22 protein-coding genes are annotated in these 23,569 nt (G+C 46.7%); 11 read left to right on the top strand and 11 right to left on the bottom strand.

The genetic code is table 11. The features are described 5' to 3' along the window. Positions 1-32 precede the first annotated feature (32 nt). Entirely contained in the window at positions 33-221 is a 189-nt protein-coding gene (locus tag WC647_01220; GenBank protein ID MFA6220913.1) for a hypothetical protein, read from the top strand. Positions 222-370: 149 nt separating this feature from the next. Further along, positions 371-814, top strand: a complete 444-nt coding sequence (locus WC647_01215; protein ID MFA6220912.1) for a DMT family transporter — start codon at positions 371-373, stop codon at positions 812-814. A 10-nt stretch (positions 815-824) separates the two neighbouring features. Here the strand turns inward: WC647_01215 and WC647_01210 are convergent, their stop codons facing one another. Continuing rightward, on the bottom strand, positions 825-2,276 hold the full coding sequence (locus tag WC647_01210; protein MFA6220911.1) for a hypothetical protein: 1,452 nt from the start codon (positions 2,274-2,276) through the stop codon (positions 825-827). Between the two features lie 174 nt (positions 2,277-2,450). On the opposite strand from WC647_01210, the gene WC647_01205 reads away from it, so the two are divergent. From WC647_01205 to WC647_01180, 6 genes are all read left to right on the top strand, one after another. Continuing rightward, a complete protein-coding gene (locus tag WC647_01205) occupies positions 2,451-3,635 on the top strand; it encodes an ABC transporter permease (protein MFA6220910.1) in 1,185 nt (394 codons plus the stop codon). Positions 3,636-3,639: 4 nt separating this feature from the next. Further along, positions 3,640-4,290 carry a DUF2062 domain-containing protein gene (locus WC647_01200; protein ID MFA6220909.1) on the top strand — a complete coding sequence of 217 codons (651 nt, stop codon included), beginning with the start codon at positions 3,640-3,642 and terminating at the stop codon, positions 4,288-4,290. A 198-nt stretch (positions 4,291-4,488) separates the two neighbouring features. After that, a complete protein-coding gene (locus WC647_01195) occupies positions 4,489-5,589 on the top strand; it encodes an MBL fold metallo-hydrolase (GenBank protein ID MFA6220908.1) in 1,101 nt (366 codons plus the stop codon). 128 nt (positions 5,590-5,717) lie between these two features. Beyond that, positions 5,718-6,947 carry a hypothetical protein gene (locus tag WC647_01190; protein MFA6220907.1) on the top strand — a complete coding sequence of 410 codons (1,230 nt, stop codon included), beginning with the start codon at positions 5,718-5,720 and terminating at the stop codon, positions 6,945-6,947. A 37-nt stretch (positions 6,948-6,984) separates the two neighbouring features. Continuing rightward, positions 6,985-7,269, top strand: a complete 285-nt coding sequence (locus tag WC647_01185) for a hypothetical protein (GenBank protein ID MFA6220906.1) — start codon at positions 6,985-6,987, stop codon at positions 7,267-7,269. Positions 7,270-7,354: 85 nt separating this feature from the next. Continuing rightward, complete coding sequence (locus tag WC647_01180) at positions 7,355-8,212, top strand: hypothetical protein (protein ID MFA6220905.1); 858 nt, start codon at positions 7,355-7,357, stop codon at positions 8,210-8,212. A 78-nt stretch (positions 8,213-8,290) separates the two neighbouring features. Here the strand turns inward: WC647_01180 and WC647_01175 are convergent, their stop codons facing one another. The 8 genes from WC647_01175 to WC647_01140 all read right to left on the bottom strand — a co-directional run bounded on the left by WC647_01175 (position 8,291) and on the right by WC647_01140 (position 18,017). Further along, entirely contained in the window at positions 8,291-10,069 is a 1,779-nt protein-coding gene (locus WC647_01175) for an aldehyde ferredoxin oxidoreductase family protein (protein ID MFA6220904.1), read from the bottom strand. Positions 10,070-10,189: 120 nt separating this feature from the next. Further along, positions 10,190-11,347 carry an iron-containing alcohol dehydrogenase gene (locus WC647_01170; GenBank protein MFA6220903.1) on the bottom strand — a complete coding sequence of 386 codons (1,158 nt, stop codon included), beginning with the start codon at positions 11,345-11,347 and terminating at the stop codon, positions 10,190-10,192. A gap of 39 nt (positions 11,348-11,386) precedes the next feature. Beyond that, positions 11,387-12,091 carry an ABC transporter ATP-binding protein gene (locus tag WC647_01165; protein MFA6220902.1) on the bottom strand — a complete coding sequence of 235 codons (705 nt, stop codon included), beginning with the start codon at positions 12,089-12,091 and terminating at the stop codon, positions 11,387-11,389. Continuing rightward, positions 12,088-12,843 carry an ABC transporter ATP-binding protein gene (locus WC647_01160; protein ID MFA6220901.1) on the bottom strand — a complete coding sequence of 252 codons (756 nt, stop codon included), beginning with the start codon at positions 12,841-12,843 and terminating at the stop codon, positions 12,088-12,090. Before WC647_01160 ends, WC647_01165 begins: the two co-directional genes overlap by 4 nt. A gap of 1 nt (position 12,844) precedes the next feature. Then, positions 12,845-13,804, bottom strand: coding sequence for a branched-chain amino acid ABC transporter permease (locus tag WC647_01155; protein ID MFA6220900.1), 960 nt, complete (start codon positions 13,802-13,804; stop codon positions 12,845-12,847). A gap of 2 nt (positions 13,805-13,806) precedes the next feature. Next, the gene (locus tag WC647_01150; protein MFA6220899.1) at positions 13,807-14,694 is read right to left on the bottom strand and encodes a branched-chain amino acid ABC transporter permease; all 888 of its coding nucleotides are present in this window, start codon (positions 14,692-14,694) and stop codon (positions 13,807-13,809) included. A gap of 69 nt (positions 14,695-14,763) precedes the next feature. Next, on the bottom strand, positions 14,764-16,020 hold the full coding sequence (locus tag WC647_01145) for an ABC transporter substrate-binding protein (protein ID MFA6220898.1): 1,257 nt from the start codon (positions 16,018-16,020) through the stop codon (positions 14,764-14,766). Between the two features lie 227 nt (positions 16,021-16,247). Beyond that, the gene (locus WC647_01140) at positions 16,248-18,017 is read right to left on the bottom strand and encodes a sigma 54-interacting transcriptional regulator (protein ID MFA6220897.1); all 1,770 of its coding nucleotides are present in this window, start codon (positions 18,015-18,017) and stop codon (positions 16,248-16,250) included. Positions 18,018-18,372: 355 nt separating this feature from the next. Here WC647_01140 and WC647_01135 point away from each other — a divergent pair, with 355 nt between their 5' ends. Beyond that, positions 18,373-19,557: an aminotransferase class V-fold PLP-dependent enzyme gene (locus WC647_01135; protein ID MFA6220896.1), complete on the top strand. Its 1,185-nt coding sequence runs from the start codon at positions 18,373-18,375 to the stop codon at positions 19,555-19,557. A gap of 35 nt (positions 19,558-19,592) precedes the next feature. After that, positions 19,593-20,081, top strand: a complete 489-nt coding sequence (nifU, locus tag WC647_01130) for a Fe-S cluster assembly scaffold protein NifU (GenBank protein ID MFA6220895.1) — start codon at positions 19,593-19,595, stop codon at positions 20,079-20,081. 423 nt (positions 20,082-20,504) lie between these two features. Here the strand turns inward: nifU and WC647_01125 are convergent, their stop codons facing one another. Next, positions 20,505-22,118 carry an FAD-binding oxidoreductase gene (locus tag WC647_01125; protein MFA6220894.1) on the bottom strand — a complete coding sequence of 538 codons (1,614 nt, stop codon included), beginning with the start codon at positions 22,116-22,118 and terminating at the stop codon, positions 20,505-20,507. A gap of 46 nt (positions 22,119-22,164) precedes the next feature. After that, positions 22,165-22,359, bottom strand: a complete 195-nt coding sequence (locus tag WC647_01120) for a helix-turn-helix domain-containing protein (GenBank protein MFA6220893.1) — start codon at positions 22,357-22,359, stop codon at positions 22,165-22,167. Between the two features lie 232 nt (positions 22,360-22,591). On the opposite strand from WC647_01120, the gene WC647_01115 reads away from it, so the two are divergent. Beyond that, positions 22,592-23,548, top strand: coding sequence for a metallophosphoesterase (locus WC647_01115; protein MFA6220892.1), 957 nt, complete (start codon positions 22,592-22,594; stop codon positions 23,546-23,548). Positions 23,549-23,569 lie beyond the last annotated feature (21 nt).

Raw genomic sequence — 23,569 nt, 5'->3', positions numbered from 1 at the left:
TTAGTGTATATTAAGGATTAAAGGAGTGACTTATGCTAAAAATGGATGGATCAAGAGTGAGGCTAACACCGGAGAATGTTCATACAATGCTTAAGCAGGGTCTTTCCTTTAGAGAAATAGCATCTCGATGCGATGTTTTCGAAGACGCTATAGACGCGTCATTGGTTCGATGGCTCAACCAGGGACGGTGGCCGATCGAAGACGATGTAGTAGCAGCATAGAGTAAAACGCGCAGTTTTTTCCAGGTGAGCCCACCGTGGCTGACGAATCTTAGGCACGGATTTGAAAACGGAACCTTAGCACAGGGTTCCGTTTTCTGTTTTTTTTGTGATTGGTGTTTAAGAAAATCTGACTTTCAGAGGCGTTATTCATGGATTTGTATTACGTAATATTGGCCCTGATAGCAGGGGCTTGTTCTCCTACCCAGGCTGGAATCAACGCTCAGCTTGGTTCGGTGACTGGAGATCCCGCTGTCGCCGCCGCTATATCATTTATAGTAGGCGCGGTAGGTCTGAGCGTTTATGTGACTATGTCAGGCGCTCCACTGCCCCCGGCGAAGACCTTGATAGGGATTCCATGGTGGATGTGGACAGGCGGGATTCTTGGAGCTTTTCTGGTTTTCGCGTCCATCATACTGGTCCCCAAGTTGGGGGCGGCGACGACTCTAGGGTTAATTGTTGCAGGGCAGATGATTACATCGCTGGCGCTCGACCATTTTGGATGGGTAGGTTATGAAGAGCATCCAATAAATATTTGGAGGATCCTAGGTGTCGCAATGTTGTTAGGCGGCGTAGTCCTTATAAAAAAATTCTAAGGTTGGCCGATTAATTGACTTTTTTTGGAAAAAACCCGATGAATTTTGGCCCTATACTGAATAACATCACCAGATAAAAGATTATCGTACAGGCAACCGCCGGATGCAGTGAAATGAAAGGCTCGGAAAAGAGGAAAAGACCAAATGAAGTCAACCCCAGGGTGATTGGGAACAGAAAATCTTTCACCCGGACAAACCCAAAACTCAAGCGACAATATGTAAATGTAAGAGTGACTATAAATAGTTTTGTGAAAATAATTACAAAGCAACCACCTTCCAGTTTTAAAATTGGAACCAGAGTAAAGTTAAGAACGAAATTGACAATGGTCCCTGCTATCTGAACGATCAGCAGCATATTGGCGGCCCCTGCCACCATCATAACGTAGGAAAACAAGTTATTTTCGAAAGATACCACGATGGTCCATGCCAGATATTTTTGCATCCATGCCGCGTCAACATATTCGGCAGGATAGATCACTCCAATTATCAGGGCGCTTTCCGCATAAAGAAAAAAGATGACAGGAAAAGCAATAGCCATTAGCCACTGAGCGTTACTCCTCACTAACTCTCCTGCTCGCTTTCGGTCCTTCCACCATAGTGTGGCCAGCAGGGGAAAGATGACCCATCCCAGGAATTGCTCGGATCCTAACAATGAAACAGCTTCCAATATGTTATACGTGGCGCTGTAATAGGCTACGCCGCTGACCCCGGTATGTTCCTGAAGAAAAAAGATATTGGCCTTGTTGTAGACGACACCAAGTATTTCAATGAGAGCAAAAACGAGAGAAGCCTTGAACATTGGACTGACTGAAAGCCAAGCTCCGGAGAGAATTCTGGTTTTTACCCGGCCCTTCAGGAAAATTTGGAATCCGAATATGATTCTGGTTATTCCGGATATTAATTTGAAAAGGCTGATATAGACGGGTCCTAGGCCCACGGCAGCGGATATAAATCCATAACCGTACGAGGCTATTGATCCGGCTACCTTGATGCGAGCTTCGACATTCTGGTTACCGCTGACCCTCAAACCGGCGAAGAAAGTTTCGGCGAATGCCTCGACGGAAAATCCGGCGGAAATCAAAGCTAGAACAGCGCTTAACTGAGCGCTAAGTTGCTGCCGCCATGCAAAAATCAAAACACCCACGAAACAGAGAATAAACAATGCTATCTTAATTATCTGAACGCCCAGAATGAGGCTCTTTGTCTCAGATTCATCAACATTTCCGAGCTTTGAAACCAGCGGGTAATAAAGACCGAATTGAATAATTGTCTGGATGACGGCTCCAGCAGCCATGGCATACATTATCTGCCCATAGTTCGTTGCGTTGATCCAGGCGAGGGTTAAAAAGAAAACAGTGCTTAACACGCCTTCCACGGCCTGCGCTGAAAGCAGATACGCCAAACGGCCCAAAATACTGTCATTACGTTTGGGAGAAAGGCCTGACTTGATCGAGCCGAACATAAAAACCTGACAACCTGGATTTTCACCCCCGTTGGAGGAGCGTGAGACGACAATCTAACATTTTGGCGATGATTTCGTAACCTTAATCCAAGAAAGGTTGAACCGTTTTCCACTATTGCGTTATGTTATGCGATCCTCTTTAGGAGAGTTCGTGACTATCGGGAGCCCAATCCATTGAAGATAGATGACCTTCTAGTAATGTGCTGGCGTTCAGCTCTTCGGAATCGCCGTCGCTACAAGGCTGTGATGATAGGCATCGCTCTTGGAACGGCAGGTTTCATCATTGTTCAGACAATGGGGGATTCAGTCGAAAAAAAAATGGGCGAGCATCTTGAATTACTGGGAGAAGCCACTGTCATGAAGGCGATCTGGCGCAATGATGACAACTACCATCCCGGCGAATATTCAATGAGCGACGTGAGAAAACTTCGACGAATTCCCCATGTTTGGGCTGTTGCTCCGGTTGTGTCCATACCAGCTATTGACGCGTTTTTCGAAGATAATGAGTGGAGTCCCGGATTAATAGGTATAGATCAGGAATTCTGGATAACCCAAAGCACGCAGTTGAAAGAAGGCAGGCTAATCGGGGCTACAGATGTGGTTGGTCGAAAAAGGGTCTGCGTTCTGGGAGAAGATGTTGTCAAATATCTTTTTGGAAAAGAAAAACCGGTTGGGAAATTCTTGGGTGTCGGCAGCCTGAAATTTGAAGTGATTGGTGTGCTTGGAGGCGTTCAGCAAAACGATCTCCAAAGATTCATAGTTATTCCCATGACAACAGCGCAAAGCCTTTTCTCAGGGCTCGAAAAAATTAGAGAAATTTATATAAGAGTGGACAACTGGGACGAAGTTGAACCCGTCAGGGATGAAGCGTCAAAAATCTTGAAGGATTCTCACAAAGGTTATGAACAAGGCGTAGACATTACGTACTACCCCCGAAGGATTGAAAAAGTCAAATCTACCGTCTATTTGGTCAAGCTATTTATATATGCGGCCTTGGGCGTTACCATCCTTTTGGGTGGTTTAGGCATTATGGCGGTCATGTTGTCCGCTGTTCAGGATCGGACCCAAGAAATTGGTCTAAGAAAGGCGTTGGGAGCCAAAGAGGGAATAATTCTGTTACAGTTTCTGCTTGAGGCGGTTCTAATAAGTCTAATCGCCGGATTTTTGGGTGTTGTGATCGGTGTGCTTTCAGTCACAATTCTCAAAGGACCATTAGGGGTCCAGGTGTCGACGTTGATGCTATCGTTCAGTATAATGAGCGGAATTCTCTTCACAGCTTTTTTGGGGATCGCCTCCGGTCTCTATCCTTCCGTGAAGGCCAGCCGCATGGATTCGGTGAGCGCTATGCGGTTTGAGTAATTATATGAATGATCCTCAATCCGTCCGGAAAGTTGGGTCCCGACTAAGTTATAAGACCCTGAAAATAAAAATTTATGAGGGGGTAATCCAACCACTCGTCTACTCACGGAATACGCCCCATTATGATGCGTTTGGAGTAGCTGTAGGACTGGTAGTAGGGCTTGGGGCTCCTTTGGGAAGCCACATGCTTTTTCTGGGTTTGATGAGGCTTGTTCAAAGGTTTAACGTTGTGGTCGCGTTTGGTTTCACATTCGTGGTGAATCCGCTCAACGCTATTCCAATGTATTATGGATACTATCTCCTCGGGTCATTTGTCATGGGGAAACCGGCTGTTTTGAGTTTCGAAAATTTTCGCATGACAATGGATCCTGTTATGGAGAGCGAATATTTCTGGGGATCCATAGTTACCTTTTTTCAACTCAGCGCTTCAATACTGGCTCGATGGTTAACATCCGCTATTTTGCTCGCCGTTTTATTTGGGGTTCTGGGGTATGCTATTACATATCTGATCCAGAGGAAGCGACTTATCAAAAAGGCCGTGAAAATGGGCTTGGAATACAAAAGTTTAGTTGAGAATTTGAAAGCCTCGGGACGAAACCCTGAATTGTCGGCACAGAAAGCGGGCTCCGAATATTCGGAAAAGCATACTCAATAAAACTACGGTGACTTTTGCGTAAATCTCTTGATTCCCTCCACAGACTATGTTTCTATAGGCATACTATAACCTCCGATAATTAAACTCTTATTAGTTCCAAATATGTACGTTGCCGGTTTTTCAGGAGTGTTTCGGGATTATCCCGTAAATGTCAAACCAGAGTCTCAACAACATTAACCCCCAAGAGGAGGCGGAAAAATGGAACGAAGGAATTTTCTAAAGTCCATCGCGGCCGCGGGAGTCGCGGCATCAGTAACTAGTCCTACCGGATTGATTTCCAAGGAGGCTCACGCTGGTGGAAAGGTAAACATCGGAGAAGTTAAGAGCGTCAAGGTTGATGTTCTCACAGAAACAAGCTGGTTTGACAATGATATCATGAAGAAGAACATGATGGATTATGGTGGCGCAATGACAAGCCAGTACGCCATTCCGTGGGATCCAAAAAACGCTGGTGGTTATGCCGCGTTGATTACTGTTACCACTCTGGATGGCAAGGAAAAGAAAATATTGCTCGATTCAGGCTGGAGCACCGAATGGATGGATTATGTTTTCCAGGATAAGAGCAATATAGCCTCTATGCTCAAGAGCGGCGAAATTGAATTCATGATTTTGTCACATTGGCATCTGGATCACTACTGGGGCATTGAATCCACATTAAAGCACAAGCCCGACATAACAATGTACGCTCCGGCGACATATTACCCCGAAGACATGGCTCTGCTAAAAGATAAAGCTCACCTTAAAGTTAAGGACAAGGCCGGTGAAGATGTCCTGATATGCAAGAATGACACGCCTCATACAGGCAAGTTGATTCTATGTAACCAGGATGGTGACGATAAAAGTGGTGTATACAAACTTATGCCTGGGGTAGCCTTGAGAATGTTTGACGTTCCGATACTCCTACGAGTTAGAGGCGAAAACGTATTGTATTTCAATGTCAAAGACCAGGGCATTGTCACTGTCACGGGATGTTGCCATCCAGGCCTTTTGTCTTTATTCTCATTCGCTCGTAACAATTTTGAAGGATATAAACCCTATGGCTGTTATGGCGGTCTTCACATCTCCCTTTTTGAGCAATGGGACCCCAAGTTTGATGATCTGATCAAAGGGGTAAAGTCGTTTAATATTGCTAAAGTAGGTTGCAACCACTGCACCGGCTGGATTTTCGCGGAAAAAGCGGCAGCGGCCGGAATCCCTATCGTAAAAGGCACCGACAAGTACAAGACCTACTCGCGATACTCGACGGTAAACAAAGGAACAAATGTATTTTTGACCAATGGTGATTCAATCGTTTTCTGAGCTTCCTGGAAAGTGAATTTTTGGTGAGACAGGTTGACACGCGAGATTTCATAGTTCCGCGTGTTAACCTGTCAAGAAACTGGAACCAAACATTTCAACCACCCAATATTGTGATGGAGGCCATTTTCATGAGCGCGAGTTCAGAGAATAAGACCGCATACAGTTTTGTCCTTGGTTTTGCTGCTTTTGTCGTTATTTTTCTGCTAGTTCTTGTCCTTTGGCGAGTATTCATGGACGCCAACGGAGTATTAAAGCTCTATACCCCAATGTACGGATTTTCACTGGTTGCCGTCTGGCTAACTTCAGTGCTGATAATTTCTAAAATATTTGAATTCTATCCCTTTAATGAAGATCAAATGACGGGCGACGGCTGGATGCCTCGAGGGCTTTCTCTAACAATAATATCGCTATGTTTAATGTTTGTCATTACGTTCGGAATATTCTGGAACTTCATTGGCAGGTTTGGTGTAGCGTATTTCAGTCCCAATGCGATAGTCATTTCAGGAGGATCAGGAGCGGAACCGTTTATAGCGAGAGAGAACTCTTCCACCGCGATAATTTACTTCGTAACAGCCTTTATCTGGTGGACCCTTGTTTGGGATCTTGGATTTGGCCGTTGGCCATGGAAGGACTCAAGTCAAGGTGTCAGGGCATGGTCCAGATTTTGTTCAATATCAATTCTCACGGTCTTGACCTACGCGATTCTTTTCCATCCTCACGTTTGCCAGTTGTTCTATCCTCCGCAGGACAAGGCCGGAGTAGCCCCATGGTGGGCCGAATACGCAGGGACCGGAAGCGCTTTCTTTAGCCTGGGGCTGGCGCTCTGCAGCCTCAAATGGGTCGTGTTGTCCGACCTGCTTTGGGAAGGATATCCCTGGAAACTCCTGGGTAAACAAGGAGAGGGGAATTTCATCAGAGGATTTTTTACGTTGCTTTCGAGTGTAATCTTGGGGATCATAAGCATGGTTGTCTTGCTTAAGATCATGAATATCTATTGGATGGAGCCATTCGAGGGGGGGCAGTATACGGACGCTCCTTATTTCAGATACTTACATGCAGGAGAAATCAGCGGTTTCATAATCCTTGCCGCCTTTATTCTAAAAACCTATTTCAACAATTTTCCCAACCTTTCGGCATTTTCTTTGACGGCCATTCTCAGGACGCTGGTTGCGTTTCTTGGAGGAGGGCTTATTTATGGGTTTTATTACTCTGATTTAAGCGTAAGATTGCTCGGGAAAGTGCCAGGAATAGCGCAACCGGATGACACACCGTTAGTGTGGACCATGTTGTTTTTGAGCGTGGTAATTGTTCATGGACAATTCTTAAATTCATGGCCCGTAAAACGATCCAATTCCTGAATCAGGGTTGATTGGTTTATACCTATGGTGAGGAATCATGTTGGATTCAGATAAAAGACAATTTTTCAGGAAACTGTTCACTGAAGCAATTCTAAAACCCATCGCAGCGTTCAAGTCTGGTGTTGATGAAGTTGATTCAAAAAGTAAACTTGACGAATTCTTCGGTTCTTATGAGTCGAGTTACTCATTGACCTTGAATTACCCTGATGAAATTATTATTGAGACGGCACGAATGGAAGGTATAGAGGTAGAAGGCCGCGAAAAAATAGACATCGTGCATGATTTGATAAAGAAGAAAGGAGAGTATTTCAATAGATTTTAAAGCGCTCTTTCGAGAACGTCTGGATAGTTTACTAATAACCGCCTCGTGGTTTCCAGAACTGAAGAATCAAATTGGCTTGCGTGGCGTGAGTCCTGTTTGGCAGGATACACCCGCGTATTATTTTTGGGTCGATAAATCGCCGTGCGTTTATTCGATTGAGTTCAGTGGAGCGTCACGTGAATCAAGGTTAGGGGTAGAGTTTGTCGATTGCGAGATGTTGGTTCGAGCTTTTCCGTTCCGGAATTCTGATCTTTACAACGGTTTTTCGGATATTGAGAAAGAGGCTCTCAATGGCCCGCTCTTTGATGGTTCAAATACCCCTCGTGTGGAATACCTTGAAAAACTCGACAAGAACCTGTTCATAGTTTCCAGAATTGAGTGGCTATATCCAGAAAGCGGCCTATGGAATATTTTCGCGCTTAACGCTCTTGATTCGAGTATTACTCGTGGCGATTTCAGCCCGGACGACGACTCCCAGCTTTCGCTCGACCCGACGGGAAGCTCCGTTCTGAGAAAGATCCCTTCTTGGGATATTAGTCTGCCTTTATTTGATATACTGAATTCTTTGTACGCTCTTTATTCGAGGCAAAAACCCCAAAGGGTCAGATTGAGTGCAGAGCCCGGTTTCGAATATGTTTCATGTTCTGCTAACCAACTAGAAGTAGTGGAAAACAAATCCATCCAATCGCTCAAATTTACCACATTATTTTGTAGTGAGCCTGATTCGAAGAATGGCGCCACATATCAACCATTTTTTCAAAGGACGTCCGTTGAGGAGTCAGGACAGGTTATTTTCGATATGAAATTTAATCCAGAGGATGTTGGTGGACATAGCTTTCAAGTCCCGTTTTATGAAAACAAAATGGGGCCAAACTGGTGGACGATAAGCGATTTGAAGTTTGATTCATCAATGACATGTCCCTGCGGGCGCAATCATGACTAAATTGACTGAAGGACCTGCAACTCCATGTCACGTCTTTTCGGATCGACGTATCACAGTGGGGTATTGCTTGATTGTGGCCTAACTGAGTTTGTCAGGAGGCGTGCCCAGCTTGTCCCAGCCTCGTTCTTTGTAGTAGTCAGCCAGGAGCGTTTGCATCTGCTCCTCTGTGATTGTTTTCCCTGTTTCTGGGAGCGCTTCAGTAGAAAACCGTTTCGGGAGTTTATCCTCTTCGGGAGTCAAGCCCTCGCGAATGTTGAATCTCCTGGTATCATCGGCAATATTCTTGGCGATAGACTTCATGTCTTCAACACTCAAATCAAGTCCGGTGATCCCCTTAATCATTTCGCCCAGTTCTTCCCACTGGTATAAATCTCGGTAAAAGCGGCAAAGAGTAAGCGTATCAAAAATAGTAAGCCGATCCTCCCACTCTATAAACATCGCGGCCTTTCCGGCAATTTGTTCGGGATCAATCATCTTGGATAATTCCGGTTTGTAGAAAGTGGAGCGGAGATGACACGCCCCACGATCCGATGTGCCGTAAGCCAGCCCCATACCCTTTAGCACACGGGGATCGTAGCCCGCAGGCTCCAGCCCTTTTACGTGGATGGCCTGATCTTCCATGCCCCACTCTCTTGCAACTGATTTGACACCATTGGCCAGTACGTCCCCGATCCCGCGCCGATAGGCTATGTCTTCGAGAAGTTCCGCAATTCTGTCGACTTGACCATAATCGATTTCATAATCAATCTTTTTCTGACGAGAGGCTTCAATAGTCAGCGCCGCCAGGTTCCCGGCGCTCATAGTGTCCAGGCCCAGCCGATCACACAGGTCATTGAGATAGATGATTTCTTCGATGGAATCCACCTCGCATAGACCTCCAAAGGCGTAAATGGTCTCGTACTCGGGGCCTTCGATAGTCAATCCTTTATGCCGCCCATCCTTGACCGTAGCCATCCGTCCGCAGGCTATGAAGCACTTCCTGCATGCATGGGGTTTGACTTCGCACCGGCTGTGAAGGGCAGCGGCGTTTATACTTTCGCGATGATCCGCCGTGCCTTTTTGCCAATATCTGGTCGGGAAGCTCCCCACATTACTCATGATGTCCACCATCATAGGTGTGCCCATGCTCTTGTATGCCTTAACGCCAGGATTATCAGTCGTCTTTTTGGCGATATCCTTGGTAAAATTCTTCACTGCGTCGACATTGGCGATCTCCTTTTTGCAATTACCCCAAAATGCAATACCCTTGATCTTTTTAGATCCCATTACCGCCCCGGTGCCAGTTCGCCCGGCCGACCTCCAATAGTCGTTTTCAATGACAGAGAAGCTGGCCGTATTTTCACCTGCAGGTCCTATAACCATGACCCCGCAGTTCTTGACATCGGGCCGATTCTCTTTGATCCATGCCTTTATCCGATCCTCAGTTTCATAAGTTTCCAGACCCCAGATATCATCAGCCGGATGGAAGTGAACTGTTTTCTCGCACACCTCAAGCCATATAGGTTCATCACTCGCTCCATGGATCATTACCGCGTCAAATCCGGTAGCGGCCATATAATCACTTACGGTTCCACCGGAATAGGATTCCGAATAATATCCCGTTTGCGGAGATTTGGTGTAAATCCCATGCCTGCATGAACCCCAGATGCCCGTACCACTCGCTGGACCCGAAGCCAGAATGAGGTGATTATCCGGTCCCAACGGCTCTGTTCCCTGAGGGTTATGTAATAGCAGCAGGTGGGTGGCAAGTCCTTTGCCCCCAAGCGTTTGGCGCAAGACACTATCGGATATTATCTTCAAATCAAAACACTTGAGAGTGGCATTGACTCTAAGCGCCATATTGTAAAAACCGAACATAGTTAATTCTCCACAAAAGACCCTGAATGCCTACCCCAAAAACGCCGTTATTCAAGTTCGACACTGGCCCGAGCGGTTAAGCCGCAAGACTTGGGCGTCATCGCTGACTAAAAACTTTTGTCACAGGACCCGGCGATAAATTTTTTCAGCGTCCTCCAGTTTAAGTTCTCTTGGGTTATTCGCCAGGAGCCTTGTAACTTTCATGACGCCCTGCGCCAGGGAAGGAATATCCTCATCTTTGACCCCAAACTCGCTTAGCGACGATGGAATCTCAACATCAGTTGCCAGGCTCCTGAGACTCTCCACCGCCACAGAAGCGGCTTCGCGCTCACTCAGACCCTGAGTGTTTTCACCTAAGAGTTCAGCCATGACGGCAAACTTTGGCAGGGATCCCATCATGTTAAATTCCATAACTGCAGCCAGCATGATGCTGTTGGCCACCCCATGGGGTATGTGAAATTCCGCCCCTATGGGGTAAGCGAAAGCGTGAACGGCGGTTACACCAGCGTTGGCGAAGGCCATGCCTGCCAGAAGGCTGCCTTCGAGCATCTTGGAGCGTGCGTCCAGATTTGACCCATTTGCGAAAGCCGTTCGGATGTTCTGTGAGATTAGCCACATCGCTTCTTTGGCCAACATATCGGTAAACGATGTAGCATTTTTGGAAGTAAAGGCCTCGACCGCATGGATTAACGCGTCCATGCCGGTTGCGGCTGTGACGGCCGCTGGTAAGCCAAGCGTAAGTTCGGGATCCAACGTGGCGACAGATGGAAACAAATAAGAACTCACAATTCCTTTTTTCAGTTTCTCATGATGATCCGAAAGGATGGCTATTGGAGTGACCTCGCTCCCGGTCCCAGCGGTGGTAGGCGCCAGAATCATCTTCAAGCCTGGTCTAGGAACCATGTCCACACCAAAGTATGAGCTTACGGGGCCGTCATTGGTTACCAATATGGAGGCGACCTTGGCTATGTCCAATGATGATCCTCCACCAATCCCGAGAATTAAATCCGCTCCTACGTCTTTAACAACTTGCGCCGCTTTAGAAGCGATCTCAAAAGGTGGGTCAGGTTCGACGCCGTCAAAACGCCGAAAAGAACACCCCCCTTTAGCCAACACACCCTCAATACGATCACAAATACCTGATTTTACTAGACCAGGGTCAGTTATGATCATGACGCTTTTTCCAGAAAGTCGCTTTACCTCATCGGCTATTTGATTGGATACTCCCGCTCCAACCAATATTCGTGGAGTAGTCTGAAAAATGTTAACTTTATTCATTTGTATGTGCCTTTCTGACTCCTGTGACCCCTAGAATTACTACACAGCCAAATATTTGCTCTGTATGGTGTCTTGTCTCTTAAATTCTTCCATCGTGTCTGTGTACACGACATGCCCCTTGTCTATGATGACCACGCGGTCCGAAACGGCAGTAGCGAACCGGATGTTTTGTTCTGAGAGAAGGATGGTGGAACCGGCGGACTTGAGAGTCATTATGAGGTCTTTCAAAACGGCTACAATTACGGGAGCGAGCCCCTCCGTAGGTTCGTCCAAAACCAACAGGTCCGGGTTACCCATGAGGGCCCTGGCAATCGTCAACATCTGTTGCTCACCCCCGGAAAGCGATCCTCCGAATCGGTCTTTGCACACCTCTAGTGTCGGAAAATGCTCCAGGACGGTAGCCATTGTCCACTGACCCTTTCTGCCCGAAATTTTACCCAACTCAAGATTTTCCCGAACGGTGAGAGGCCCAAAAATGCGTCGATCTTCCGGGACGAAACCCATTCCCATTCGGGCCATTTTATACGAAGGCACCCCAGCGCAAGGTTTATCCTTGAAAATTACCGTGCCCCTTTTGGGTGGAGTCAGTCCCATTAAGGATCTGAACGTGGTGGTTTTCCCCGCTCCATTCCGGCCCATGAGACAGACAGTCTCACCGGCGGACACGGAAAGGCTTACGTCAAACAGGATGTGGCTGCGCCCGTAGAAAGTATTAAGGCCATCGGCTTTTAGGATGTAGTTCACATGACCTCCTCGCCGAGATACGCAGTTATCACTTCTGGGTTTTTACGTATTTCTTCCGGAGTCCCTTCCGCCAGAAGCCTACCCATTTGCAGCACTCGAACTGTCTGAGCAATACCGAAAACTGTGTCCATATCGTGTTCAATAAATACCAAAGTGAGGTTGAATTCCTTCCAAAGCCTCTTGATCAAATTTCGTGTAAGCAGGCGTTCATCAGGAGACATGCCGGACGTGGGTTCATCCAGAAGAAGAACGACCGGCTCCAGTCCCAAAGCGACTCCAATATCGAGAAGCTTTTGATCGCCGTGAGCCAGTTCAAACGCAGGTCGATCAGCTTGCTTTTCCAGACTTAGACTTTCGAGTATCCTGTGTGCCTTGTCAGTCGCTTCTTTAAAGCTCGAAATACTTTTCATCATAATCCGTGTCTTATTCGATCGCGAAAGACAGGCTACGCGGACGTTGTCCAGAACAGATTCCTCTGGAAAAAACGAGGTAACCTGGAAAGCCCTGCCCATGCCGAGAGAAACAATTTCACGCGTGCTGAGATCGGTTATGTCATGGCCCAGAAAAGTTATCTTCCCCTTGTCCGGCCTTAAATAACCGGTGATCTGATTGAAGAGAGATGTCTTTCCAGCTCCATTGGGACCGATTATGGCTGATATGCTTCCTTTCGCTACAGAGAAGCTGACTCCCGCAGTAACCCTCAGTCCTCCAAATGACTTAGTTACGCTATCAAGCGTCAAAACCGGTTCCATTTCAACCTCGATTCCCGGCGCCGGGCCTTAATCGCGTCCTCAGGGATTGAATCTCTCCTACCAATCCCTTAGGTAGTAGAAGGACCATGACCATCATGATCAGCCCGATAATCAAAGACCAGTATTCAGTACGGGCTCCAACAACGTCCTGGATTATGATAATCACGGCTGCCCCGATGAACGGACCAAAGAACTGGCCGATGCCTCCGAGTACGGCCATGAGGATCACTTCTCCCGATGTAGTCCAATAAAGCATGTCAGGATGTATGGAATTGTCTGCGCCTGCCATCAGGCCACCGGCCAAAGCGGCGAAAAATGATGAAATCACGTAAATTCTGAGCTGATTGCGTCGAACTCGTCTTCCCAGAAAACGTACTCGGTCCGGATTTTGCCGGATGCATCGAAGCGTAAGGCCCATGGGCGAATTTACCAGACGTCGTAAAACCCAAATGGAAACAGCTACAAACAACAACGTAAAACAATAATAAACAATATGGTTTGAAAGAATTCCAGGAGGCATAATCCCTTGAATCCCATCGTCGCCACCAGTGAAATGGTACCATCTGAACGTTATTTGCCAGGCCAGTTGACCGAAAGCAAGTGTGAGCACGGTGAAATACACACCACTAACCCGTATTACCAAAAGGCCTATCAGGATAGAGACAACCACAGCCAGCAATAGCCCCACTCCAATTGCGGGCACGAACCAGGCTTCGCCAAAGCCCTTCGCGATCAGACCGACAGAGTATGCTCCCAGGCCGTAATATAGGGCCTGACCGAAAGAGAGCATGCCGGTGACTCCGAACAACATGTTGAAAGCCATGGCGAACATGCCCCAAATCAAAATGTGATTGGCCAACATTAGATGGTAGTCAGATTTCGCAAAAACAGGAACAAGGCCGAAGATCACAAAAAAGATTACCCAAAAGACAACTTCCTTAACTCTTGTCTGGTTATTCATGGCTACACCTTCCTGATTTTCCGAGAGGCAAAAAGGCCCTCGGGTTTGAAAATCAGGGTAAGCGCCATAACGAGGTAGTTAAACAGAGACGCCCAGTCGGGAACCGTAGCTACAGCGAAGGAGTTAACCTCGCCAAGGATCAAGGCCCCTAGCCAGGCCCCCCAGAAGTTGCCCATACCGCCAATTACTACCACAATCAAAGAGTCGATGATGACCTCAATGCCCGCTCCTGGGGAAACAGATCGCAGGGGCGCAGCGAGCGCTCCGGCAAATCCGCCCATTGCTGTTGCGATCCCAAAGACCAAAGTCATGACAAGGGGCACGTTCACGCCCATGGAACCCAGCATTTCCCGATCGAGGGCAGCGGCTCGGGCGATTCGTCCTGGACGGGTTCGGGAGAGAATCAACCATGCCATAAATACTACAAGGAGCCCGATCCCTATAATTGCAAGGTTATAGGCGGGAATGGTCAATCCCCCTATATCCACGGCTCCAGTGAACCCTGTAGGTCGCGCCAGAGACTTGTACTCAGTTCCCCACACCAGTTTTACTACGTCGTCAATTACGAGGATAAATGAATAGGTCAGAAGGATCTGAAAGCCCCCTTCATCGGAACGCCCATAAATGCGACGGAGGAACAACGCCTCAGCCAGCATACCCAGAACTCCGGCCCCTAAAGCGGCAAAGATTACCGAGGCCCAAAAGTTGGTGTGCCAGACAGAAACCGCCTGGTAGGCCAGATAAGCCCCAATCATATAAAAGGATCCATGGGAGAAGTTGAAAACATTTCCCACGCCAAAAATTAGGGTGAGTCCACTGGCTACGAGGAACAACAGAGTAGCCATCATCAACCCGCTCAGAAATTGCATCACTATGAACGAAAGGTCCATTACGAACTCTCATATATGGATGCGGACGTATGGACAGTCCGCATCCGTTGCTAACCAATTGGCTGTAATCTATTTCTTTTTCAGTTTCTCGATATATTCCTTCGGAGGAAGGAGATCTTCAGCTTTGTAAACCTTCCAGTCTCCCAGCATGAGTTTGGCTGGAGGAAACTTGTCATTCGGCATAGTGACGCCAATTGCTTGTACTTGGACAACCTGGTGTGTCGCAGGGTCAATGTAGGAAGTAAAACCTTCCGGATCTTCAGGCAGTTTAATTTTCAATCCTTCGAGCGCCTTTACAAGGGCTTCGGTGTCATCAGGGTTACCGACCTTCTTCACAGCCTCCGCAATAGCATATATTCCAGCATATGCGCCCTCAGCCGCATAGGTTGGGTAGCGACCCGTCCGTTGAAAGAACTTCTTCACGTATTCCCTGTTAAGCTCTGTGTCGGGCCAATTGTTGTGATGCCGGGCGCTGAGCACGAGTCCCTGGGGTAGGTCGGCGCCCATTGCGGCCATAAGTTCGTAGTTTCCGCCCGCGTCCGGATGAAAATAAAGCATTTTTTTGAACAGTCCATAAGGCTGGGCCTGCTTGATAAAAGCGACGGTATCTCCGCCCCAAAAACCTGCCACCAAAATGTCAGGTTTATCGTTTATAATTGACGTGATAAAGGCTGTGTAGTCTGGAGCGAAAAGTTTCGGCCAGTACTCACCCACAGCTTTATACTTTACGCCAAAACGGTCCAGGTTATATTTCAGTTCGTCCCACTGATCGTGACCATACGCATAGTCGGGACCAATGTATGCGATGGTCTGCCATGGCTTTGTTTTCTGCAGTTCCTGAAGATAAAGCGCCCCGGCCGCCATGGATTGGAAAGTGTTGTTAGACACTCTAAAATAGTATGGCTGTAATTTATCTGTAGTGAGCTGGGTTGAGGCATGATCCGTTCCAATAAATATCTTCTTATATTGCTTGGATACTTCCGTAACGGCCAAGCCAACAGCGGAACTGACTACACCAAAGAGAAAATGCGTCTTGTCCTGAGTGATGTAACGTTTGGCGACCATTACCGAATAATCGGGTTTGGCCTTGCTGTCAGTGTTTACGAACTCGATCTTGTACCCATTTACTCCGCCTTTGGAGTTAATTTCTTCAATGGCCATTTCCGCAGCGTCGACCGAATCCAGACCATATAGGCCGGCTCTACCGGTCATGGGGTACAATGCGCCTATTTTGATAATCTTGTCCTGTGCGTCCACGGAGAGCGGCAGCACTAACAATACCGACAACAGCAGCAGTATCAGTGAAAAATATTTGCGCTTAAGCATAGACCCACCTCCTCGTTACTTGGTTTTTCTAGAATTTGCTATCTGGATAGCAATAAATGTACCATCAATAGCGCAGTGTGGACCAGAGCCGGAATACATAGACATGTCCGGAGAAGTGGAGGGAATTTATATTGCAAATATGCAAGGAAACTACAGGTAGGGATTGAGTTAGATTTTATTATGGGCTCAAAATATAACTTATGGCGCTATATTGCATTGTTGCAATATCATTTCCGGTTTGCAACATTCTTGGAAACACCAAGTTTCGCCATCTTGCGCCACAACGTTGTAGGATGCACATTGAGGGCTCTTGCAGTCATGGAAAGACTCTGGTGCTTTCGTAGGGCCCCTTCTATTATTCTACCTTCCATCATTTCCAGCGCTTTCTTCAAGGTCACTCCCTCTTCAAATGGATCTACAGTTGTTGAGGCGGATTCTCTGAGTTCTTCCGGAATATCGGAAAGGGATATTAGGTGACCGTCACTCATTATCATTATGCGTTCCATTATGTTTATGAGTTCACGGACATTTCCCGGGTAGTCGTAGCGCGTCAGTCGGTCCATAGCCGCGGGATCTAAGCGTTTGTAATGACTGGAGGACTGATTGAATTTCTCCAGTCTGTTCAGGGCCAAAGCCGCAATATCATCGCGACGGTCCCTTAATGGAGGAATATGGATGGGAATTACATTCAGTCTATAGTAAAGATCTTCCCGGAAACGCCCATCCTGAACAAGTTCCTTCAAGTCGTGATTGGTGGCCGCAATAATGCGAACGTCCACTGAAATCGGCCGTGTACCTCCAAGACGGGTGAACATTTTTTCCTCGATGACCTCAAGCAGCTTCACCTGCATCGCCAATGTCAATTCACCGACCTCGTCCAGAAATACCGTCCCAGTGTGGGCAACTTCAATAAGCCCCGCCTTGCCCTCAGGGGCCGCGCCGGTGAAAGCCCCCTTGGTGTACCCGAAAAGCTCACTTTCTATTAAAGAGTCCGGAATGGCTCCGCAGTTGATCTTTATAAAAGGCTTTTCCTTTCTCGGGCTGATAAGGTGAATAATTCGGGCGAGCATGCTCTTGCCTACGCCGGACTCCCCGGAAAGTAGCACCGACGAATCAACAGCGGCGACCTTGATTGCTTTTTGTATTGTTTGAAACATAGAGGCGCTCTTAACCACTATGTCCTGCAGGTCGTACTGAAATTTTTCCTGTTCCATAAAGGACTGATAGTAGCGGGAACTCAAGCGGCGGGTTTCTTCCAGTTGGGATTGGAGATTATTTAAAAGCGTTATGTCACGAACATTGGTTACGACTAGGGCAACCTTATTTTCGTCATCAAAAATTGGAGTTCCAGTCACAAGCAGGTGCTTGTCACCCTTGATCTTTTGCATGATCGTAACCTGGCCTCTTTGCTTCAGGACGTCCAGCGTCACGGAATGGTCAAAAACCCCCTCTTCGACAAGATCCTGCATCTTTCGACCAATCAGATCTTCTCTTTTTAAGCCGGTTATTCTTTCGTAAGCATTGTTCACTCGAATTGTATTCGCTTTGCCGTCAGTAATGTATAGACCGTCAAATGAGGATTCGAATATCGCTTCGAGTTCACGATGGAGTTTCTTGTAACCATGGAGACCCGAGATCATTGCCTCGTATTCGGAAATGTCCTGAAAGACGCTTATGACTCCTTCAACCTTTCCGTGAAGAGTTATGGGACTACGGTTAGCGATGATGGTGGCTTGAGGGAAAACTATTTTTTTCCCAAGTTGAGGACGGCCCGTTTCCAAAATATTTTTCAGGTCCGGCCATGTCTCGGGCCGAATTTCTGAAAAATGACGTCCGACCGGGGACCTATCATCATCTCCAAAGATACGCCTTGCGGCCTCATTATATACCAATATCAGACCGTTACGATCAATGATGACTATTCCGTTGTGGGACGCGTCAGTTACAAGGTTACAAAATGAAGATACCTGGACAGGTTCGAGGCTTGTTGATTTCATAATGATTTTACACCGACGAAAACTCTTCTTGTGTTTCGAAAGTTCTCCAGGAAGCCTGGATTCCAGGACTATTATTGTACAATGAACAGCAAAAATTCACGAATAAAACACTTTCGAGCATCCAACGCGAAAAATCCGCATCCAAATTGACATAGAGAAGAAAAAGGACTTTAAAGGGTAATTTGAAGACTGCTTTCAACATAACCAAAATTTTGTGGTTTGTCCGGTAGGACAAGACGAGAAGTTTGAGTAGACCCAAAGTGACAATGATTGTTGACATGAACGTTTAACCTAGCTAATTTAGATAGGTTAAAGGGCTGGTAGAGTTTAATGAGATATTTACAAGGGGGTTGTTATGAGAATTATTAACATGGATCACGTCGCCGCTTCTCCGATACTCCCGGAAGTAGTAGACGCTATGTTGCCGTTTCTAAAAGAAAAATACGGTAATCCATCAAGCATGCATAGCATGGGTGAGGAAGTTACCGATGCGATGGATGAGGCACGAGAAAAAATTGCAGCGCTAATAAACGCCAAATCCCAGGAAGTATATTTTACTTCCGGAGGAACGGAAGCCAACAATTGGGCCCTAAAAGGAGGTTTGTTCGCAAACCGCGCGAAGGGTAACCATCTGATAACCTCCTCCATAGAGCATTTTTCAATAATGCACGCCATCAAAGCCTTGGAAAAGATGGGAATCGAGGTCACAAGATTGCCGGTGGATAATTACGGATCAGTAGACCCTGACGATGTCCGGAAAGCGATCACTCCTTCAACAGCGCTCATTTCCATCATGCACGCCAACAACGAAATAGGAACAATTGAACCTATAGCTGAGATCGGCAAGATTGCGAAAGAACATAATGTGCCGTTTCATACCGACGCTGTCGCCACTGTCGGTATAATACCCGTTGACGTCCAGAACCTCAATGTGGACATGCTATCCCTTGCATCCAACCCCTTTTACGGACCTCATGGGGTGGGGGCGCTTTTTGTGCGCAAAGGAACAAAGATCTCTCCCTTACTTGACGGGGGAATTCAGGAAGGTGGCTACAGAGCAGGAACAGAGAATGTGCTCGGCATAATAGGAATGGGGAAAGCAGCGGGAATCGCTATTGATAAAATTCAGGATCGAAGTAATCATGTAACACCCCTACGAGATCGTTTGATCAGGGAAATACCAGCCATAATAGAAGAGGTGGGTCAGGTCGGACATCCCACCAACAGATTACCAGGTAACGCCAGCCTAACAGTAAGATACGTTGAAGGGGAGTCCATGTTGCTGTTTCTTGATATGGAAGGAGTCAAGATAGCAAGTGGTTCCGCATGTATATCCAGATCACTTAAAGTCTCGCACGTAATGTTGGCCATGGGAATCGACGCAGGTACCGCTCAAGGCTCTCTTCTTTTTACTCTTGGCGCAGACAACACTAATGAAGACGTGGATGACGTAGTTCGAATTCTTCCCCCGATTGTTCAGAGATTAAGAGATATGTCGCCATTATATAAGAAAACAGGCAGGATCAAGGCTGCTAGTTGAACAGCCGCTCGGTAAAAGAACTCAGGAGTGTCAAAATGTACAATGAAGTAGTTATGGACCATTTTACAAACCCCAGGAACGTTGGAGAGATTCCGAACGCGGACGGTGTAGGCAGTGTAGGTAATCCCGCATGTGGGGACATCATGGAGTTTTATATCAAAGTTAATAACAACGTCCTGGAAGATGTAAAATTCAAGACTTTCGGTTGCGGAGCGGCAATAGCTGTTTCCAGCATGGTGAGTGAATTAGCCAAAGGCAAGACCCTTGATGAGGCAATGCAGATAACAAACGCGTCGGTAATTGACGCGCTGGAAGGATTGCCCAAAAAGAAACACCATTGTTCCAACCTGGGAGCGGACGCGCTTCACAGGGCAATTGAGGACTACATGGCTAAACAAAAGGGAAATCAATTCAGCAAACCTACAGATAGTCCGGAAGTCTGTTCGTGCCCTGTCTGTGATGTATCTGATCCTGAAGAAGCCCCATTTTGTTCATCGGCTTGTGAACGGGCTACATCCAAATAACCTTCGGTATTCTGAAAACCAACATTTTATTGATCGCTGAATGGGAAGAGTCAGACTCTTCCCTCAACGCGATCCTTGCGCGCCCTTCACATGACCGCGGAGAATAAACAGATCTGACGCCATTGGATGCTATATAAATAATATTAACTAAAACAATATGTTCTAAAAAAGGCCTGTGAGATGATCTACTTTTTATTAAATTAAATATTAAAAAAGCTTGACAACATATCAATAAAATGATTGATTCCTGTCCAGCGACAAACCAAACCTAATCCTTCCTTTGGCCCGTTTATAAAACGGGCTACTTTTTTGTGGGCAAAATTTTTACAATTGTCGTTACAAAAATCCGACCAACCATACCGGTCTCAACAGTGGGGCATTTGCCAAACAACTATGGTTCGACGAGTCGACCATACCCCTGGATCACGAATTCAAATCGCTCAGAAGTGTATGACAATTCAGTATGTTGCGCGGGTCAAGAGATCTCTTTATTCTTTTCATCTGCCTGACCGCTTCCTCGCCTAACGCCATTTCGAGGTATTTACTCTTGATTTTCCCGATCCCGTGCTCGCCCGCTATGCTTCCGCCCATTGAAACGACTTCCCCGGCAATTTCATCCATTGTCCGCTGCGCTGTTTTCTCATCCTCATCTGTTTGCGGCAAGATGTTGGCGTGTAGGTGACTGTTCCCGATGTGGCCAAAGACATACGAAATACAGTGTGGAAGCTTCTCGTCATACACGTCCAGAAGCTGCTTGAGGCTTTCTGATGGCACGGAGAAGTCAGACCCTATCTTTACAAAACCTGGATGTATAAGCTCATTTAACTTTTCTGGAATAGATTGGCGCAACAGCCTGAAGGCTCTGGATCCCCTAACATCAATCGCCACCTGGGTTTGAATCTTTTTTATCCCATTACCGAGCAATTGATTGAAATAATCTATGAGTTCAACCCACTGGGATGCGCTCTCGCCCATCTCCTCCTCATTCTCGTATTCCTGTTCAACAAAGATCGCTCCATAAGAATTTTTCAGGTATTTCTTGTGGTCTTCCGGCAATAGCTCTGCAGTCGAATTCCCGAACCATTCCATGCAGGACGGTAGTATCAAACGGAATCTTGAACAATCCAGTTCCTTAAACCAATGTTCGTGAGTAATTTGTTGGCTTTTGCATTCGCTGAGGCTATCCTCGGGAAAAGGTGAATTTAAAACCCTCAGCAAATTCAAGACATGGACAAAACGGACGGCTGTTTCCTCATCAGGCAGATAAATGATCAAAGAGAAAAAAGGACTTCTCCTCTTGAGCAGTTTGGTAGTTATTTGCGCAAAGACTCCGAGTATTCCTTCAGATCCGATGAACAAATCTACGAGATCCATGCTGTCCGCTGAATAAAACCCGGCTGAATTTTTTAAAACCTTCCACGGTGAAGCTTTCCATGATGGAGCCGGAACTACCAGGTCGTCATTAGGACTTGGATCCATTAGATCCTTTGGGATTCTAAACATCCCATTTTTGGCGAAAACTCGTTCGCGATCGAGATTCAGAATGGCGCCGGTAGGTAAGACAATCTTTAGGCCCTGAACATAATCACGAGTTGGTCCATAGAGATAACTCAATGCTCCGGAAGCGTTACAGGCTACGTTCCCACCTATGGTGCACGTGCTTTCGGATGTAGGATCAGGGGGGTAGAATAAACCCAACGAATCGACGAATTCCTTGTATTCTTTCAACACAGCCCCTGGTCCAACCTTGTTCGGCTCGTCCCGGCTCATCCAGTTTAGTTTTTTTACGTCTAGTATTACGCCGCCAAGAGGGACCGGAGCCCCAGTAAGAGAGGTTTTTCCTGAAACGACCGTGACAGGAGTCCCTGTGTCGTTACATGCCTTCATGACTAGAGCTACGTCAGAAATGTTTGACGCTCTGATCAAGGCGTCAGCGTGGCCGGTAAACCTGGATTCGTCCCTGAGATAGTCTTCGAATCCAGCGCTTTGAATATGGATTCCAAGTCTTGTCATTTCCTGAAAAAATGGATTTGGCATTTTCTTATGTGGTCTCTCGGGAGGCTGTTCCCTCAAGAGTAACTTCTCAATTAGATTCGAGCATATAGCCGACACCCTGGACGGTGACTATAAGCTCTGGATCCGATGGATTATCTTCTATCTTGGCTCTTAGATGTTGAATGTGGACATCAATAGCGCGACTCCCGGTGTAAAGGTCGGTATCTTTCCAAAGCGCTTTCTTTAGGTTGAAGGCGAATTGGCATTTTGTTTGTTCTCTCAGCTTGATATACTTTCCCTATAGCACAGACTGAACAGGCAGCGAAGACAATGGGCCGAGAAATCAATCAATTTTTAGACACGCCCATAACTCAATCGAAATCCACAAATCTAATTGACGTTGAACCATGAACGGATCAAAATACGCTCGTATGACCCGACCCGATTTATGTGCGGGACACGCCTGGAGAAAGCTTCCTGTGCACAGTCGGACGGATAAATTACAGGAAATGTAGATGGAAGAGCGTGATCTTCAACATCTAATCGACCGCTGCGGGAAAGACTACGTTTCCAATAGACTTCAGATACAAGTCGAACATTCTGCAAATGTCCTTGGACCTGGTCTGGGAGGTTTCCATTTTGAGAACCTCGATTGGGCTTTTGACGCTTTTGGTTGGCTTGTTAAGCTTTTCCGGGCTTGGGATAGAGGGTTTTCAAATATAAAAGCCCACAAGATTGTTATCAACCGTGTTGAATTGCCTGGTTTTCCCAATGCCTTTAATGGGTTTAAAATACTGCACCTTTCAGACCTTCATCTCGATGTGTTTGAAGGGATGGGCTCTCATGTGGGCAGACTCTGTTCTGCGTTGAATTGCGATGTTGCATTGCTTACCGGAGACTTTAGATTTCAAACCCACGGCAACTACTATCCTGTCTTTAAAGAGATAAAAGCGCTTACCAGGGATTTGAGCTGCAAGTATGGATGCTACGGAATATTGGGAAACCATGATTTCCTCGAGTTTGTTCCCAAACTTGAGGCGCATGGAATTCGAATGCTTCTGAACGAATCAACGGTCCTCGAAAAAGATGGGGTTCAACTCCATATAGTTGGGTTGGATGACGCTCATTTTTATGGAACGCATAACTATGAAAGAGGATTCGGCGATGTGCCGGATGACGCCACAAAAATTTTGATGATTCATTCACCGGAAACGCTCGATGACGCTCATAAGTATGGCGCTGACTTCGTGCTATGCGGTCACACCCACGGTGGACAGTTATGCCTTCCCGGGGGCGTTCCTTTGTGGCTGAACACAAACTGTCAGAGAAAATATTGTCGAGGGAACTGGATCCATCGTGGCATGCAGGGTTACACATCATCGGGAACAGGTAGCTCGGGCCTCCCGATCCGGTTTAATTGTCCTCCCGAAATAGTAGTCCATTTCCTTGTATCCTCAAAACCAACCAGCTAGAGTGATATACTCTCAATGCCA

This window comes from Desulfomonilaceae bacterium (assembly GCA_041662605.1).
GTDB lineage: Bacteria > Desulfobacterota > Desulfomonilia > Desulfomonilales > Desulfomonilaceae > CAJBEZ01.
This window is presented reverse-complemented; position numbering and strand designations above follow the sequence as displayed.